Below are 13,944 nucleotides of genomic sequence, written 5' to 3'. Positions count from 1 at the left end.
CGACGGCCGCCGCGCCCGCCCCCCCGCCAAGGAGCCGCGTTCTCGGCAGGCGGTGCGTGATCGCCTTTGCGGGATCACCCCCCAACCGCCACTCACGACCAGCAGGCGGTCCGGCGCTAGATGTTCTCCCCGGTCGGCCGCAGGCATACGGTGCGCTCTGGCGGTCCGGCGTAGTGCAGGGCGGTGTCGTCCGAAGAGCAGACGCTCTCCGACGATCCCCGCATCACGAGCACCCGTGCCTCCGCGCCGATGTCGGTGCAGCGGACCTTCGCGATCCGCGTCTCGTGCACGACGTCGCGCAGGCAGTCCCCGGTCTCGACGTTCAGCGCCAGGCAGAGCGTCTTTTCGGCCTTCCGGCTGGAAGAACCGCCGTACAGCTCGAACTGGACGTAGTCCGAGCCACGGCATTCGGACGAGCCGGTGCGGACGTCGTCGATGCGGAAGGTCGCGCGGCTCGACGTGCAGCTGGCCGTCGTGTAGCTCTGGGCACCGCCTGCCTCGTCGGTCAGGTACAGGCATTTGCCCGCCTCCACCGAGGAGTACCTGCCCGCCTGTGAGATCCCCCATGCGGCCAGGCTCCCCAGGCCCAGCGCGGCGACGACGCCCAGCACGATCGAGACCCTCGCCAGGACACTGATCGGCGGCGGCTTGGGGAACGGCGTCGGCGGCCCCGCCTCCGGCATCGAGGGCGCCTGCGGCAGGGCTGGCGCGGTGAACGGGTCGTATTCGGGCGCGCCGCCGGTCGGTGTAGTCGTCAAGGTCCCCTCCAGTCACCTGTAGTACATCCTTCCACCAGCGGTGCCGCGACGGGAGCCGGTGTGGCCGGAACGTATAAAGGGAAGGTGACCGATGGCCCGCTGATCGTCCAGTCCGACAAGACCGTGCTCCTCGAGGTCGACAACAGCCAGGCCGACGACGCGCGGATCGCCATCGCGCCGTTCGCCGAACTGGAACGCGCGCCCGAGCACGTCCACACCTACCGGATCACGCCGCTGGCGTTGTGGAACGCCCGTGCGGCCGGCCACGACGCCGAGCAGGTCGTCGACGCGCTGACGACGTACTCGCGGTTCCCCGTCCCCCAGCCCCTGCTCATCGACATCGTGGACACGATGGGCCGGTTCGGGCGGCTGCAGATCGCCAACCACCCGGCGCACGGCCTGGTCATGTCGACCATCGACCGCGCGGTGCTGGAGGAGATCCTCCGGCACAAGAAGATCAGCCCGATGCTGGGCGCGCGGATCGACGAGGACACCGTCATCGTGCATCCGTCCGAACGCGGACGGCTCAAGCAGGCGTTGCTGAAGGTCGGCTGGCCGGCGGAGGACCTCGCCGGTTACGTCGACGGTGAGGCCCACCCGATCGAACTCGACGAAGCCGACTGGGAGCTGCGCGACTACCAGCGCAAGGCCGCGGAGGCGTTCTGGGCCGGCGGGTCCGGCGTCGTGGTGCTGCCCTGCGGCGCGGGCAAGACGCTGGTCGGCGCCGCGGCCATGGCGCACGCGAAGGCGACGACGCTGATCCTGGTGACGAACACCGTCGCCGGACGGCAATGGAAACGGGAACTCATCGCGCGGACCTCGCTGACCGAGGAGGAGATCGGCGAGTACTCCGGCGAGAAGAAGGAGATCCGGCCGGTCACCATCGCGACGTACCAGGTGGTCACGCGCAAGACCAAGGGCGAGTACCGGCATCTCGACCTGTTCGACTCGCGCGACTGGGGCCTGGTGGTCTACGACGAGGTCCACCTGCTGCCCGCGCCGGTCTTCCGGATGACCGCGGACCTGCAGTCGCGACGGCGGCTCGGGCTGACCGCGACCCTGGTGCGCGAGGACGGACGCGAGGGTGACGTGTTCTCCCTGATCGGCCCGAAGCGGTACGACGTCCCCTGGCGCGACATCGAGGCGCAAGGCTGGATCGCACCGGCGGAATGCACCGAGGTCCGGGTGACGCTGACCGACGCCGAGAGGCTCGCGTACGCGACGGCCGAGGCCGAGGAGCGGTACAAGCTGGCGGCGACCGCGGACACCAAGACCAAGGTGATCAAATCACTGGTCGACCGGCATCCCGGCGAACCGACGCTGGTCATCGGCGCCTACCTCGACCAGCTGGAGATGATCGGCGACGAACTGGACGCGCCGGTGATCCAGGGCGCGACGCGGAACAAGGAGCGCGAGGAGCTGTTCGACGCGTTCCGGCGCGGGGAGATCAAGACGCTGGTCGTTTCGAAGGTCGCGAACTTCTCGATCGACCTGCCGGAGGCTTCGGTGGCGATCCAGATCTCCGGCACGTTCGGTTCGCGGCAGGAGGAAGCACAGCGCCTCGGACGGCTGCTGCGGCCGAAGGGCGACGGACGGCAGGCGCACTTCTACTCGGTCGTCTCGCGGGACACCGTCGACACGGAGTACGCGGCGCACCGGCAGCGGTTCCTGGCCGAACAGGGCTACGCGTACCGGATCGTGGACGCGGACGACCTGCTTCGCCCCCTGTGACGCGTCGCGTTTAGCCCGCTAAACGCGATCCTGAGGGCGGGGTCCCGCGAACGGGGTATCGAAAACTGTCGGTGCTTCGAACTAGTGTTCGGGTAGAGTTGACCGAACACCAGTTCGAGGGGAAGCCGATGACGATCGCACCGTTCCGCCAAGGCACGCCGCCCGTCCAGACCCTGCCGCCCGGCCGATGGCATGGCCGGATCTGGGTTTCGGATCTGCCTTTGGCCAGGCCAGAGCGCTACACCGGCTGTGTCGCGGAGTTCGACCGCTCCGGGCTGTGGCCGGTGCTGATCCCGCACGATCAGCGATTCGCGGTCAACGGCGAGGACTGGATCGACGACCGCGGCAGGCTCGCCCCGGCCGACCACCGGATCTCCTCGGTCGACCCGGCCGAGGTGCTGGCCCGCTGGTGGGACACGTCGTGCTGCGACGGCGCCTGCCTTCGCCCGTTCGGCGCGAAGTTCCCCGGTCTCGCCCGCCGCCCCTCGCGCCGGGCGGATCCGCTGGCCGAGGCGGGCAACACGGGGTCGATCCTCGCCGCCCGCGCCCCGCACCGGCTCGCGCTGGTGCAGACCGAACGCCCGGCCGACATCCCGGCGATCCTGGGCTGGACGGGCATGATCAAGGCGACCGACCAGGTCCACGAGCTCTCCGCGGTCCTGCGCAGCTGGGAAGACCGCTTCGGCGCGACGCTCACGGTGCTGGGCTTCGACTCGATGGAGCTGTCGGTGGCCGCGCCGCCGCGCACCCAGGGCCGCGCGCTCACGGTCGCCGCCGAGCATCGCTCGTTCTGCCTGCCCTCGTTCGCGGGTCAGCCGGGCAATCTGCGCGAGTTCGCCTCCAGTCTCGTCCAGACCCGCCGGTGGCGGTTCTCGTGGGCCTGAGCGGGCGTTTGCGCCGGATCGAGAGGGGGAATCACCGCAGCGCGGAAAGGTGGTGATCGACGTCGCCGAGATCAGGATCGGCACCTCGGGCTGGCGCTATCCGCCGTGGCGCGGGGACTTCTACCCTCGCGGCCTGGTGCAGCGGCGCGAGCTGGAATACCTGTCCAGCCGGATGAACTCAGCGGAGATCAACGGCTCGTTCTACTCCCTGCAACGGCCCGAGCGGTACCGCGCGTGGGTCGAGCAGACTCCGGACGACTTCGTCTTCGCCGTGAAGGGCGGCCGCTTCATCACGCATATGAAGCAGCTGCGCGACGTCGAGACGCCGCTGGCGAACTTCTTCGCGTCCGGGGTGCTGGCGCTCGGCCGGAAGCTGGGGCCGTTTCTCTGGCAACTGCCGCCGCGGCTGGCGTTCGACGCCGAACGCGTCGAGAAGTTCTTCAAGCTGTTGCCGCGCACCAGCCACGCCGCCGCCAAACTCGCGAGCAAGCACGACGACAAACTCAAGGGCGAAGCGCACACCGACTCGAAGCCGCGCCGGAAGCTCCGGCACGCCGTCGAAGTACGGCATCCGAGTTTCGCCGAGCCGGAAAGCCTCGAGCTGTTCCGCGCGCACGGCATCGCGCTCGTGGTCGCCGACACCGCGGGCAAATTCCCGTTCGTCGAAGAGATGACGAGTGACGAATTCGCCTACGTCCGCCTGCACGGCGACGAGGAACTGTACGTCAGCGGGTACAGCGACGAGTCTCTCGAAGAGTGGGCCCGCAAGATCGAACGCTGGGATCGCGACACGTACGTCTACTTCGACAACGACGTCAAGGTCGAGGCACCGAAGAACGCGATCACGCTCGCGAAACTCCTGGCGTGAGCCGCGCACGCTGCACAGTCAGCGCACAGTGAGCGGTGTGCTGTTAAGTGAGCCAGGAGGCACGGGCGTACTCGCGTGCTGCGACTGGGGGTCGGCACGCCGGGCGCCCGTGCCTCACCAAGCCTGCTCCGTTTTGACCTCGTCGCCCACGAGCGAGGCCAGCTTCGTCCGGACGTCCTCGGCGTCCGGATGCGACAGTTCGGTCAGCACCCGGACCGAACGCAGCCAGCATTCACGCGCCGCCGAGGGATCACCGTGCCGCAGATGGATTCCGCCGAGCTGGGCCAGCACGTCGGCCGCCTCGTAGAGCTCGCCGTGGGCGAAGAACATCTCGACGGCCCGCCGCATGCAGGCGATGCCCTCGTCGCTCCTGCCCAGTCCGACGAGGGCGACTCCCTTGGTGTGGAGGGTGAAACGGGCCTCGTCCGGGAGCCCGTGCGCCTCCAGCGCCAAGGCTTGATCGGCATAGCCGAGCGCCTGCTCGAAGCGGCCGGCGTGAGCGCAGATGTCGCCGAGGGCCTGCAACGCACTGGCCTCCATGCCGGCGCCGACGTTGCTCTCCCGGATGAGCCGCAACGCGCGCGTCCCGTATTCCCAGGCCGTTTCGAAGTCCTGACTGGCCAGCGTGAGGTTGTAGAGGGCCCGCGCCTCGCCCTGCCGGTCACCGACCTGTCGCTGAAGTTCGACGACCTGCTTCAGGTAGGCGATGCTGGCCTCGTAGTGGCGGGCGACCCCACAGGCCACTCCGAGTCCGCTGAGGATGGCGGCCTCACCGGAGCGGTCTCCCAGGTCACGGGTGGCGCGGAGCGCCACGCCGAACACCGAACGCCAGTCCTCAAGCCGGGATCGCACGATGAAGTACGACTGCAGCAGCCACGCCAGCTGCCAGCACTCCCGGTGCCGCCGCTCCCGATACGCGACGTTCACCGCGGCGATGAGGTTCCCCGCCTCCTCGTCGAACCAGTCGAGCGCCTGTTCGTAATGCCCGAACTTCACTCCCGCGCCGTCGAACCGCTCGGGCTCGATGACCCGGTAGTGCCGTTCCGGCCGCAAGAGCCGGGACGCGTTCAGCGCCGACGCCAGCGACGCGTGGAGCAGCCTGTCCAGCACCTCAGCCCGCACCTCGGGCCCGTCCACCTTCGCCGAAAGTTCGGCCGCGTACGCCCGGATGAGGTCGTGGAACTGGTACCGGCCGGGCCGGGACCGGGCGATCAGGTGCGCGGAAGCCAGTTTCGCCAGATCCTCGTGGGCTTCCGCGATGTCGGCCCCGGCCACCGCCGCGGCCACGGGCGCGCTGAAGTCGCCGCCGGTGAGCAGGCCGAGCAGCCGCAGCATCCGCGCGGCGCGTTCGTCGAGCGCGCGGTACGAGTACGAGAAGACGGCCCGGATGTTCGTCTCGTCGCCGTCGGCGAGGTCGAACGAGCCCAGCCTGTCCTGTTCGGTGTCGAGCAGCCGGACGAACTCCCGCAGTGCGAGGTCCGGGAACTGCGCCGCCCGTACGGCGAGGATCCGGATGGCCAGCGGCAGTCCGCCGCAGTACCGGACGAACCGTTCGGCGGCCTCGGGATCCTCGGTGACCCGGTCCAGCCCGATCGTCGAAGCGACGAGGGCGATCGCGTCCTCGTCCGGCAGCTCCTCCAGCGCGACGCGGCGCGCGCCATGGGTCGCCACGAGCGCCTGCAACTGCCAGCGGCTGGTCACCACCACCAGGCAACCGGGACCGGGCAGCAGCGGCCGCACCTGCTCGGTGCTCGCGGCGTTGTCGAGCAGGATCAGCATCCGGCGGCCGGCGCTGTAGGTGCGCCAGGTGGCCGCGCGGCCGTCGGCATCGGCGGGGATCCGGTCGGCGGGGACACCGACGGAGACGAGCATCGTTTCGAGCGCGGTGGCGGGTTCGACCCGGTCGCCGGGGCCGTATCCGCGCAGGTTGAGGTACACCTGCCCGCCGGGGAACCGCTCGCCGACCTCGTGCGCGAAATGGACGGCGAGCGTCGTCTTGCCGACGCCACCCATGCCCTCGATCGACGCGATGGGCGTCGATCTCTCGGTGTCGAGCGCCTCCGGGACCAGTTCGTGAAGTGCCTTGAGATCGCGCTGACGGCCGGAGAAGACCCGGAGATCCGTCGGAAGCTGGCGCGGGATCAGCGGTTCGGCGCCGAGGCGATACCGCGTCAGTTCGGAGTCCAATGTGGTCTCGACGGACTCTTCACCGGTCAAGATCGCCTCGTGCGCGCGCTGCAGCGAGGCGCCGGGGTCCAGGCCGAGCTCTTCGGCGAGCACCGCGGCGATCCGGCGGTAGACGTTCAGCGCCTCGGCCTGCCTGCCCGAGCGGTACAGCGCGATCATCAGCTGTTCGTGCAGCCGCTCCCGCAACGGATGCTCGCGGCACAGCCTGGTCAGCTCGGGAACGACGGTGGCGTGATCGCCGAGGGCGAGGAGCGCGTCGGCCCACTGCTCACGGACGCGAAGACGCTCCTCGCTCAGCTGGTCGGCTTCGTCCCGAAGCAGCGCTTCGGAATGGACGTTCTGCAGCGCCGGACCGCGCCATTCGGACAGCGCGGCGGCGAACTTCGCCGCGGCCTGACGCAGGTCGCCGTCTCGCGCGGAGTCCGCACCCGCCGAGGCGAGCGCGCGGAAGCGGGCGAGGTCGAGCAGGTTCTCGTCGAGTTCGAGCAGGTAGCCGCCGCGTTCGGTGCGGATGGTGACCTCGTCGCCGAGCGCGCGCCGGACCCGCAGGATGTAGGTCTGCAAAGCGCCCTTGGACCGTCTCCGGTCGTCGGGCCAAAGCCAGCGGCTCAGTTCCTCGACCGGCACCACGCTGTTCGCGCGCAGCAGCAGGCCGGCCAGCACGATGAGCGGTCTGCTGCCGCCAAGGGGCACCGGCAGCCCGTCCGCCGTGACCTCGGTGGGCCCCAGCACGCGAAAGTCGAGTGCCACGTCGCTCATTCTGGCCGGGATCGGGTGAAACGGCACGCGTTTGAAGGCGGTGACATGATCGGCGTCGATGGACGTCTACGCGATCCCCTTGCGCACGCGGTTCCGCGGCATCACGGTCCGTGAAGGACTGCTGATCCACGGTGAAGCGGGCTGGGGCGAGTTCTGCCCGTTCTCCGACTACTCGGACGCCGAAAGCGCGCCGTGGCTCGCGTCCGCGCTGGAGGCGAGCGAGCGCGGATGGCCTTCACCGGTGCGGGACAGCGTCGAGGTGAACGCGACCGTCCCGGTGGTGTCGCCGGACAAGGCGTACGAACTCGTCTCCGCGTCGGGCTGCCGCACCGCGAAGGTGAAGGTCGCCGACCCGAGGGTGAGCCTCGCCGAGGACTGCGCCCGGGTGGAGGCGGTGCGTGCCGCGCTCGGCTCGTCGGGCGCGGTCCGCGTCGACGCGAACATGGCCTGGGACGTGGACACCGCGGTCAAGGCCATCGGTGAACTGGACCGCGCGGCGGGCGGCCTGGAATACGTCGAACAGCCGTGCCCGTCGATCGGGGAACTGGCCCACGTCCGGCGCCGGGTCGAGGTCCGGATCGCCGCCGACGAATCCATCCGCCGGGCCGAAGACCCGCTCAAGGTGGCCGTGGCGGGAGCCGCCGACGTGGCGGTGCTGAAGGTCGCGCCACTGGGCGGGGTCCGGCGCGCGCTGGAGGTCGCCGAAGCCTGCGGCCTGCCGTGCGTGGTGTCCTCCGCCGTCGAGACGAGCGTCGGGCTCGCCGCCGGACTGGCGCTCGCGGGCGCACTGCCCACTTTGGACTTCGCGTGCGGGCTTGGCACGATGTCGTTGCTGACCGGGGATGTCTGCGGCGCCTCACTGTCCCCTGTGGACGGTCACCTGCCGGTGCCACGCCAGGCGCCGGAACCGGATCTGCTCTCCGCGCACGCCGCCACCTCGGACGTCCGCGCGGCCTGGGAAGCCCGCTTCACCCGGGTCCGCGCCCACCTCCCGACGCCATGAAAGGTCCTTTCCTTGCAAAATTTGCAAGGAAAGGACCTTTCATGGCGCTCGGCGCAGGGTCAGCCGCAGTGCTCCAGCGGGGATTCGTAGCTGGCGGAACCCGCCGAGCCACCCCACCTGACGCATTTGGCGCCGGCGGCCGCGCTCACCGGACCGGCGTAGTACTCGAAGCTGCCGGAGTCGGTCTTCCGTGCCGAACCCTCCACTTCGAGGAAGGCCGAAACCGCGCTGCCGGTGCCGACCGAGGTCGCCTTGATGGTGGTGACGCAGTTGGCCTTGGTCGTGCCGTTGTACAGCAGGTACGTGGTCGCGGCGCTGCCGAGGGCCTGCGAGTCGATCACCTTGTAGTCGTCGCCGCACACCTCGACGGCGTCATACGGGTTGGGGTTCCCGGTGCCGCTGCAGGTGTTCTTCGAAGTCACGTTGGCGTTGGGGTAGCCGAATTTCACGCCGTTGAAGTACGCGGGCTTGATGTTGTCCGGCCACGAGGCGTCGTTGGTGCGGACTTCGTAGTGCAGGTGGGGGCTGATGTTGTTGCCCGGCTTGGAGGTGTTGCCGACCTCGCCGATCTTCTGGCCCTGCGCGACCTGCGCGCCCGCCGCGACCGAGCGGACCTTCAGATGCGCGTAGTAGGTCGACCACCCCCCACCGTGGTCGATCTTCACCAGGTTGCCGAAGCCGTTCGCCGAACCCTGGTGCGCCGAGGTGACCACCTTGCCCGCGGCCGCGGCGACGACGGGGTCGCCGAGGTCCGCGTCCGCGGAACCGCCGCGGTTGAAGTCGATTTCGTACGCCCGGTGCGCGCTGCTGTTGTCGTTGTCGCCGTTCCACACCTGGTTGCAGGGGAACGGGAGCTGGAAGTTGGGACGCGGCCCGACGGCGGCTTCGGCCGACGTCGCGGTGATCGCCAGCCCGGCCATGCCAAGCAACGCGGTGGCGGCCGCGGTGACCACTCGTCTGAATCTCATCGGATGTCCTTTCTCGGCGTTTCGTGAGAAGCGTCCCGAAAGGGCGTACAAGTGAGATACAAACGAACACGAGTCCTCCTGGCCGAGGGGCCGCCAGGAGGACTCGTGTCTCAGCCGATCCGCTCGATGACCGCGCGGCGGATCAAGAACTTCCCTGGTTCGCGGACCTGTTCGAAGGCCGCGTCGTTCAGCAGCGCGCAACTGCCGGAGACACCGGTGACCTCGACGGTCGTGGACCTGTCGTTGTCCAGGTTCGTCACCTTCAGCCTGGTACCGGCCGGGAACTCGCTGCTGGACGCGGCCGGCGCGCCGCCCTCGCCGGACAGCGTCACCGTGGAACCCTGGCAGACGACCTCGCCGCCTGCCGCGCCCTGCTCGACAGCCTCGTCTTCGGCGGCCTGGTTCCGCTCCTGTTTCCCACCGTCGGCCCGCACGTCCTCGGTGCACCCCGCCGTCTGGCGACGCTGCTGGATGAGGTCGACCACGGCCCGCCGGTTCGCGATCCGCGCCTCGGAGAGGGCGTCCGGGTTCGACTGCTGCCCGTCGATGAAGTTCAGGTTGTTCCGGAGGGCCGCGTCCAGTCCCTGACAGCTTTCCGCCGCTTGCCCGTCCGGGGTGCTCACCGCGAACATCACCGCGGCGATGGCGGCCACCCCGAGTACGGACGCAAAGCCGATCGTCGCGCGCTTGCGGTGTTTCCCGGCGCTCTTCGTCATCCGTGTTTCCTCCGGTCCGGTTCCTCCTCACCCACATCTGGAGATACGGTCGGATAACGGAAGTGGTTCAAACCGATTTCAGCCCAGCCACGGCTTCGCGATCCGCGCGTAGGTGCCGTCGTTCAGCGCCAGGTGCAGCCACTGGTCGATCCATTCCTTGAAGACGACGTCGCGCGGCAGGAGGTACGCCTTCTCCGAGAAGGTGAACGGCTCGTCGGGGTGCACCGCGCACAGTCGCGGATTCTGCTTCGCCTGCCAACGGGTTTCGGTCGCGTCGGTGATCATCAGGTCGGCGCGGCCCGCCATGATCTCGGCGAAGATGGTGTTGTTGTCCGGATGCCGCACGATGGTCGCCTGCTTGAGCTCGGCATCGGCGAACTGTTCGTTGGTACCGCCCGGATTCACGATCACCCGCACCCCCGGCCGATCGATCTGCTCCAGAGTCGCGAACCGCTTTTCGTTCTCGCACAAGGTGATCGGCGTCTTGCCGTCACGAAGATAGGGAGCCGTGTAGAAGCCTTTCTTGGCGCGATCCAGCGTGACCGAAACACCACCCATCGCCAGATCGCATTTCCGGCCGACGTCGTCGGCGATCGCCTTCCAAGTGGTCTGGACCAACTGGAGGCGGACCCCGAGCCGCTGCGCGAGGTCACCGGCGAGGTCGATGTCGATCCCGCTCCACGCACCGGCCGCGTCCCGGTAGGTGAACGGGCGGTAGTCCCCCGTCGAGCACACGCGGAGCTCGCCGCGGGCCTGGACGACGTCGAGCCTGCTCTGTGCGCCATACCCCTCGGGCGCGGCACTGGCCGTGCCGATTCCCAGCACGGTCAGCACCGCGATTCCGAAGGTGAGCGTCTTCGCCTTGATCGTCATCAAGGCATTTTCCACGCCCTGAGGTAAGCGTGCACCAGCCAAGCGTCGGCCCATTCGGTGTCCGGCAGCTCCGGCAGCGGCGACGAACCGCGCACCAGCTCGTCCAGCCGTCGCTCAAGGGACTCGGCCGCTTCCAACGCTTCTTCGCGGGTCTTCTTGCCCTGCCTCAGATCGCGAAGCCAGCTCAGCCACGGTTCGGCGACGGGCAAGGAGATCCGCCCGGTCTCCAGCAGCTCCACCCCCTGCACGCCGAGACGCACCATGTGCATGGCGAACTTCGTGTCGAAACCGTACTTCTCGATCAGCTCCGGCCGCCCGGTCTTGCCACGCAGCCCCAGCATCCGTTCGCGCTGCGCACGCGAATAGCCGAGGAACCGCAGGCCCGCGCGGCGCGAGACGATCCGGTGCGCGTTCTCACGCAGCTCGGCGCCGAGTTCGTCGATCGCCACGATCTCGGATTCCGGTACGAACAGCGGCAGCAGCACGGTCGGGTTCCCGCTGAGCGCGAGACGGATCCACTTGCGCAGCGAGTAGACGGTCAGGTCGAGGTCACCGGGACCCGACCGGACGCCTTCGGGCTGCGTCCGGAAGATGTACTGCTCGAACCGCTTCAGGCCGATCACGTGGTCCGGCGGCTCGACGCAGATGCCGAGCTCGTCCCGGTCGTCCTGGCCGAGCACGGCGGTGCCGTGCAGCCCGGACCCGACCTGGCAGCGCAGGATCGTGCCCTGCTCGGCGATGGCGGCGAATTCGGGGCTGTCGTGTTTCACCGGACAAGTTGTACCCGCGAGGCCGCCCGTCGGGCATCCGGTTTTACCGACCCTCAGGGGTCCGATTCCAGGGTCGGCTCCGGGCCGTTCCCCGATGTGCCAAGGGGCGTTCCGAGGCGAACATTGAGCCATGACGAACAGCGTGTACACCCCCCAGGCCACCAAGAAGCTCTACCGCAGCCGCACCGACAAGATGCTCGCGGGCGTCGCCGGCGGCTGGGCCGCCTACCTCGGCGTCGACGCCGCGATCCTGCGGATCGCCCTCGTGGCGAGCGTCTTCTTCACCGCCGGATTCGCGATCCCGGTCTACGCCGCCGCGTGGCTGCTGACTCCGGAACAGGCCGAAGACTCCTGAACGCGGGCTGCCGCCGCGCGCAGGGGACGCGGCGGCAGCCGGATCGCGTTTAGCGGGCTAAACGCGATCCGGGGGCCGGGGGTGCAGGGGAACAGGGGGATCAGGTGAGGGGCCCGGACATGGGGATGTCCGGGCTTTTCGCTTTTCAGCCGCGCGATCGCGCGACCACCGTTACACTCCCCATGACTTTGTCACAGGGAGCGGGAAGCGGGGGCCTCCATGGCCGACAGGTATCTGAGCCTCAGCGAGTACAAGAAGATGCTCGACGACGCGATCGACGACTTCCACAAGGCGCTCACCAAGCGCTGGATGGAAGACGCCGTCGACGCCATGACGCGGCTCTCGACCACCGTCCCGTGCTCGACGGAGCCCTGGGCCTGGCAGTGGCCGGTCGAATCGTACGGCCACCTCTCGGGCGCCGACGATGTCTGCGGCTACCTGACCTGGGTCGAGGACGGCATGCTCGGCCATTACAAGGACGTCCATTGCCAGGGCTGGAATCCGCAGACCCAGAAGTACGTCGAGTGCCATGTCGAACGGAACCTGGCCCAGATCGAGCGGCTGGCCTGGAACCGGCGCCAGGAAGTCGTCAAGTTCGTCCCGCAGCTGGAGGGCCCCGACCTCTCGAAGCTGGAGGCCGCCCACAACACGTTCCTGAACGTCGCCGGCAACCTCGGCTTCCAGGACAAGAACGGGCGGGTGACCGAACTGCTCGGGCAGGGTGAGGTCGTCCGGAACGTCGAGTGGCTGGACGGGACGACCAGCGCGAACGAGGAATGGTTCGTCGAGTGGACCGGACTCGCCGCCAAGGCCTTCCGGGACGGATTCTTCGCCTCGATCGCGCCGACCATCCTGAACCAGGCACTCATCCTCGCCAGCCTGTCCACCCTCTACTCCACGCGCGCCACGACGATCCAGGTGACCCGGCTCAACACCATCAAACGGCTCAACTGGGCCACCAAGAAGATGGACGAAAAGATCACCCTCAAGACCTTCACCGCGGACTCGATCCTGGAGAAGGTCGACCGGGTGCAAGCGGTCCACGGGGTCGTGACCAATCTGCTGGCCGCGGGGGCGAAACTCAGCAAGGCCGTCGGTACCGTCAACAAGGCGGCAGGGCAGGTCCTCGGCCCGGCAGGCGCCGTCCTCACCCTGGTCGGTTTCGTCGGCGGGATCATCAGGGACAGTACCTTCGAGCGGAACGCCATGTCCCTCCAGGACATCCTGCAGAGCCTCACCACCTCGATCCAAGACGAACACAACGCGCTGACCGGCCTCGAAGCCGACTTCGGCGAGGACGTGCTGACACTGCAAAAGGCGATCGCGGGGGTGCACAGCTACAACCTCGAACTCTACGACCTCACCGCGAACACGCTGCCGAACCAGACCGACCGCGCGAAATACAAAGGGATCAGGGTCGAGGTCCATTTCCTGCTGAGGGTGGCGCAAACCTGCTTCGAAGCGGCCGACGCCTATTCGGCACAACTGCGGATTCTCGCCCAGGCCGATGTCGCCGACCGGCACCTCGCGGGCCGTGACGAGCAGACCTGCACGGGCGACGACTCGACGCTGGAGATCCGCGACGCCGTCGAACAGTTCATGAGGACGAGCTGTGCTCGATTCCTCCTCGCCGGTGAGCAGCTCAGGAAGGCGGCCGAAGCCTACGCGAAAACGGACGGCGAACTTTCGGACGATCTCAAGAAGCTGTTCGCCGACTGGGAAAGCGCCAACAAGAACCGGGGAAAGATCGACCCCAATCCCGAGACGGTGGAAGTGGAAGGCGCGGCCGAGGAGGCGGGCAAAACCGACCGGACGGGCCTCGAACCGAGGAAGCCTGCGGAGCCGACATCCACCGACCCGTACGAGAAGGACCGCCTTCAGCAAGGCGGGAAGTACATAGTGGACGGTCAAAACTAGGCCCACGCTCACCGGGCTCGCCACGACACGGGCCCGGATTGGCTAGTTCGCGCGGCGTCGGCACAGTGGGTCGTGAGTGGCGATTCGTGTTCTATTGAGGGGCAAGGCAAACATGGTGCGATCGGCTCGCTGCCTGGCGGCAGGCGAGGAGCTCC

General features: G+C 68.5%; 12 protein-coding genes. 6 read left to right on the top strand and 6 right to left on the bottom strand.

Annotated features, from left to right (window positions below; all coding sequences use genetic code 11):
• Positions 1-116: 116 nt before the first annotated feature.
• Positions 117-758: an LppU/SCO3897 family protein gene (locus tag ACZ5ZX_RS13960; RefSeq protein ID WP_465502371.1), complete on the bottom strand. Its 642-nt coding sequence runs from the start codon at positions 756-758 to the stop codon at positions 117-119.
• Between the two features lie 84 nt (positions 759-842).
• Between ACZ5ZX_RS13960 and ACZ5ZX_RS13955 the strand changes: the two genes are divergently transcribed.
• The 3 genes from ACZ5ZX_RS13955 (at position 843) to ACZ5ZX_RS13945 (ending at position 4,241) form a co-directional block, all read left to right on the top strand.
• Positions 843-2,489, top strand: coding sequence for a DNA repair helicase XPB (locus ACZ5ZX_RS13955; RefSeq protein WP_465502370.1), 1,647 nt, complete (start codon positions 843-845; stop codon positions 2,487-2,489).
• 128 nt (positions 2,490-2,617) lie between these two features.
• Positions 2,618-3,373: a DUF4253 domain-containing protein gene (locus tag ACZ5ZX_RS13950; protein ID WP_465502369.1), complete on the top strand. Its 756-nt coding sequence runs from the start codon at positions 2,618-2,620 to the stop codon at positions 3,371-3,373.
• A 52-nt stretch (positions 3,374-3,425) separates the two neighbouring features.
• Positions 3,426-4,241, top strand: a complete 816-nt coding sequence (locus ACZ5ZX_RS13945; protein WP_465502368.1) for a DUF72 domain-containing protein — start codon at positions 3,426-3,428, stop codon at positions 4,239-4,241.
• 114 nt (positions 4,242-4,355) lie between these two features.
• Here ACZ5ZX_RS13945 and ACZ5ZX_RS13940 read toward each other — a convergent pair whose 3' ends face one another.
• Complete coding sequence (locus ACZ5ZX_RS13940) at positions 4,356-7,178, bottom strand: AfsR/SARP family transcriptional regulator (RefSeq protein WP_465502367.1); 2,823 nt, start codon at positions 7,176-7,178, stop codon at positions 4,356-4,358.
• A gap of 67 nt (positions 7,179-7,245) precedes the next feature.
• On the opposite strand from ACZ5ZX_RS13940, the gene ACZ5ZX_RS13935 reads away from it, so the two are divergent.
• A complete protein-coding gene (locus ACZ5ZX_RS13935; RefSeq protein WP_465502366.1) occupies positions 7,246-8,190 on the top strand; it encodes an o-succinylbenzoate synthase in 945 nt (314 codons plus the stop codon).
• 59 nt (positions 8,191-8,249) lie between these two features.
• Here the strand turns inward: ACZ5ZX_RS13935 and ACZ5ZX_RS13930 are convergent, their stop codons facing one another.
• From ACZ5ZX_RS13930 to ACZ5ZX_RS13915, 4 genes are all read right to left on the bottom strand, one after another.
• A complete protein-coding gene (locus tag ACZ5ZX_RS13930; RefSeq protein ID WP_465502365.1) occupies positions 8,250-9,158 on the bottom strand; it encodes a M23 family metallopeptidase in 909 nt (302 codons plus the stop codon).
• A 110-nt stretch (positions 9,159-9,268) separates the two neighbouring features.
• A complete protein-coding gene (locus ACZ5ZX_RS13925; RefSeq protein WP_465502364.1) occupies positions 9,269-9,874 on the bottom strand; it encodes an RlpA-like double-psi beta-barrel domain-containing protein in 606 nt (201 codons plus the stop codon).
• A gap of 78 nt (positions 9,875-9,952) precedes the next feature.
• Positions 9,953-10,747: a transporter substrate-binding domain-containing protein gene (locus ACZ5ZX_RS13920; protein ID WP_465502363.1), complete on the bottom strand. Its 795-nt coding sequence runs from the start codon at positions 10,745-10,747 to the stop codon at positions 9,953-9,955.
• A complete protein-coding gene (locus ACZ5ZX_RS13915; protein WP_465502362.1) occupies positions 10,747-11,517 on the bottom strand; it encodes a nucleotidyltransferase domain-containing protein in 771 nt (256 codons plus the stop codon). Before ACZ5ZX_RS13915 ends, ACZ5ZX_RS13920 begins: the two co-directional genes overlap by 1 nt.
• A gap of 130 nt (positions 11,518-11,647) precedes the next feature.
• Here ACZ5ZX_RS13915 and ACZ5ZX_RS13910 point away from each other — a divergent pair, with 130 nt between their 5' ends.
• Positions 11,648-11,872 carry a PspC domain-containing protein gene (locus tag ACZ5ZX_RS13910; protein ID WP_061985027.1) on the top strand — a complete coding sequence of 75 codons (225 nt, stop codon included), beginning with the start codon at positions 11,648-11,650 and terminating at the stop codon, positions 11,870-11,872.
• Between the two features lie 219 nt (positions 11,873-12,091).
• A complete protein-coding gene (locus tag ACZ5ZX_RS13905; protein WP_465502361.1) occupies positions 12,092-13,789 on the top strand; it encodes a hypothetical protein in 1,698 nt (565 codons plus the stop codon).
• The last annotated feature ends 155 nt before the right edge of the window (positions 13,790-13,944 follow it).

The organism is Amycolatopsis sp. NPDC033938 (assembly GCF_055575975.1).
The sequence above is the reverse complement of the archived record's forward strand: the minus strand, read 5'-3'. Positions and strand labels throughout refer to the sequence as shown.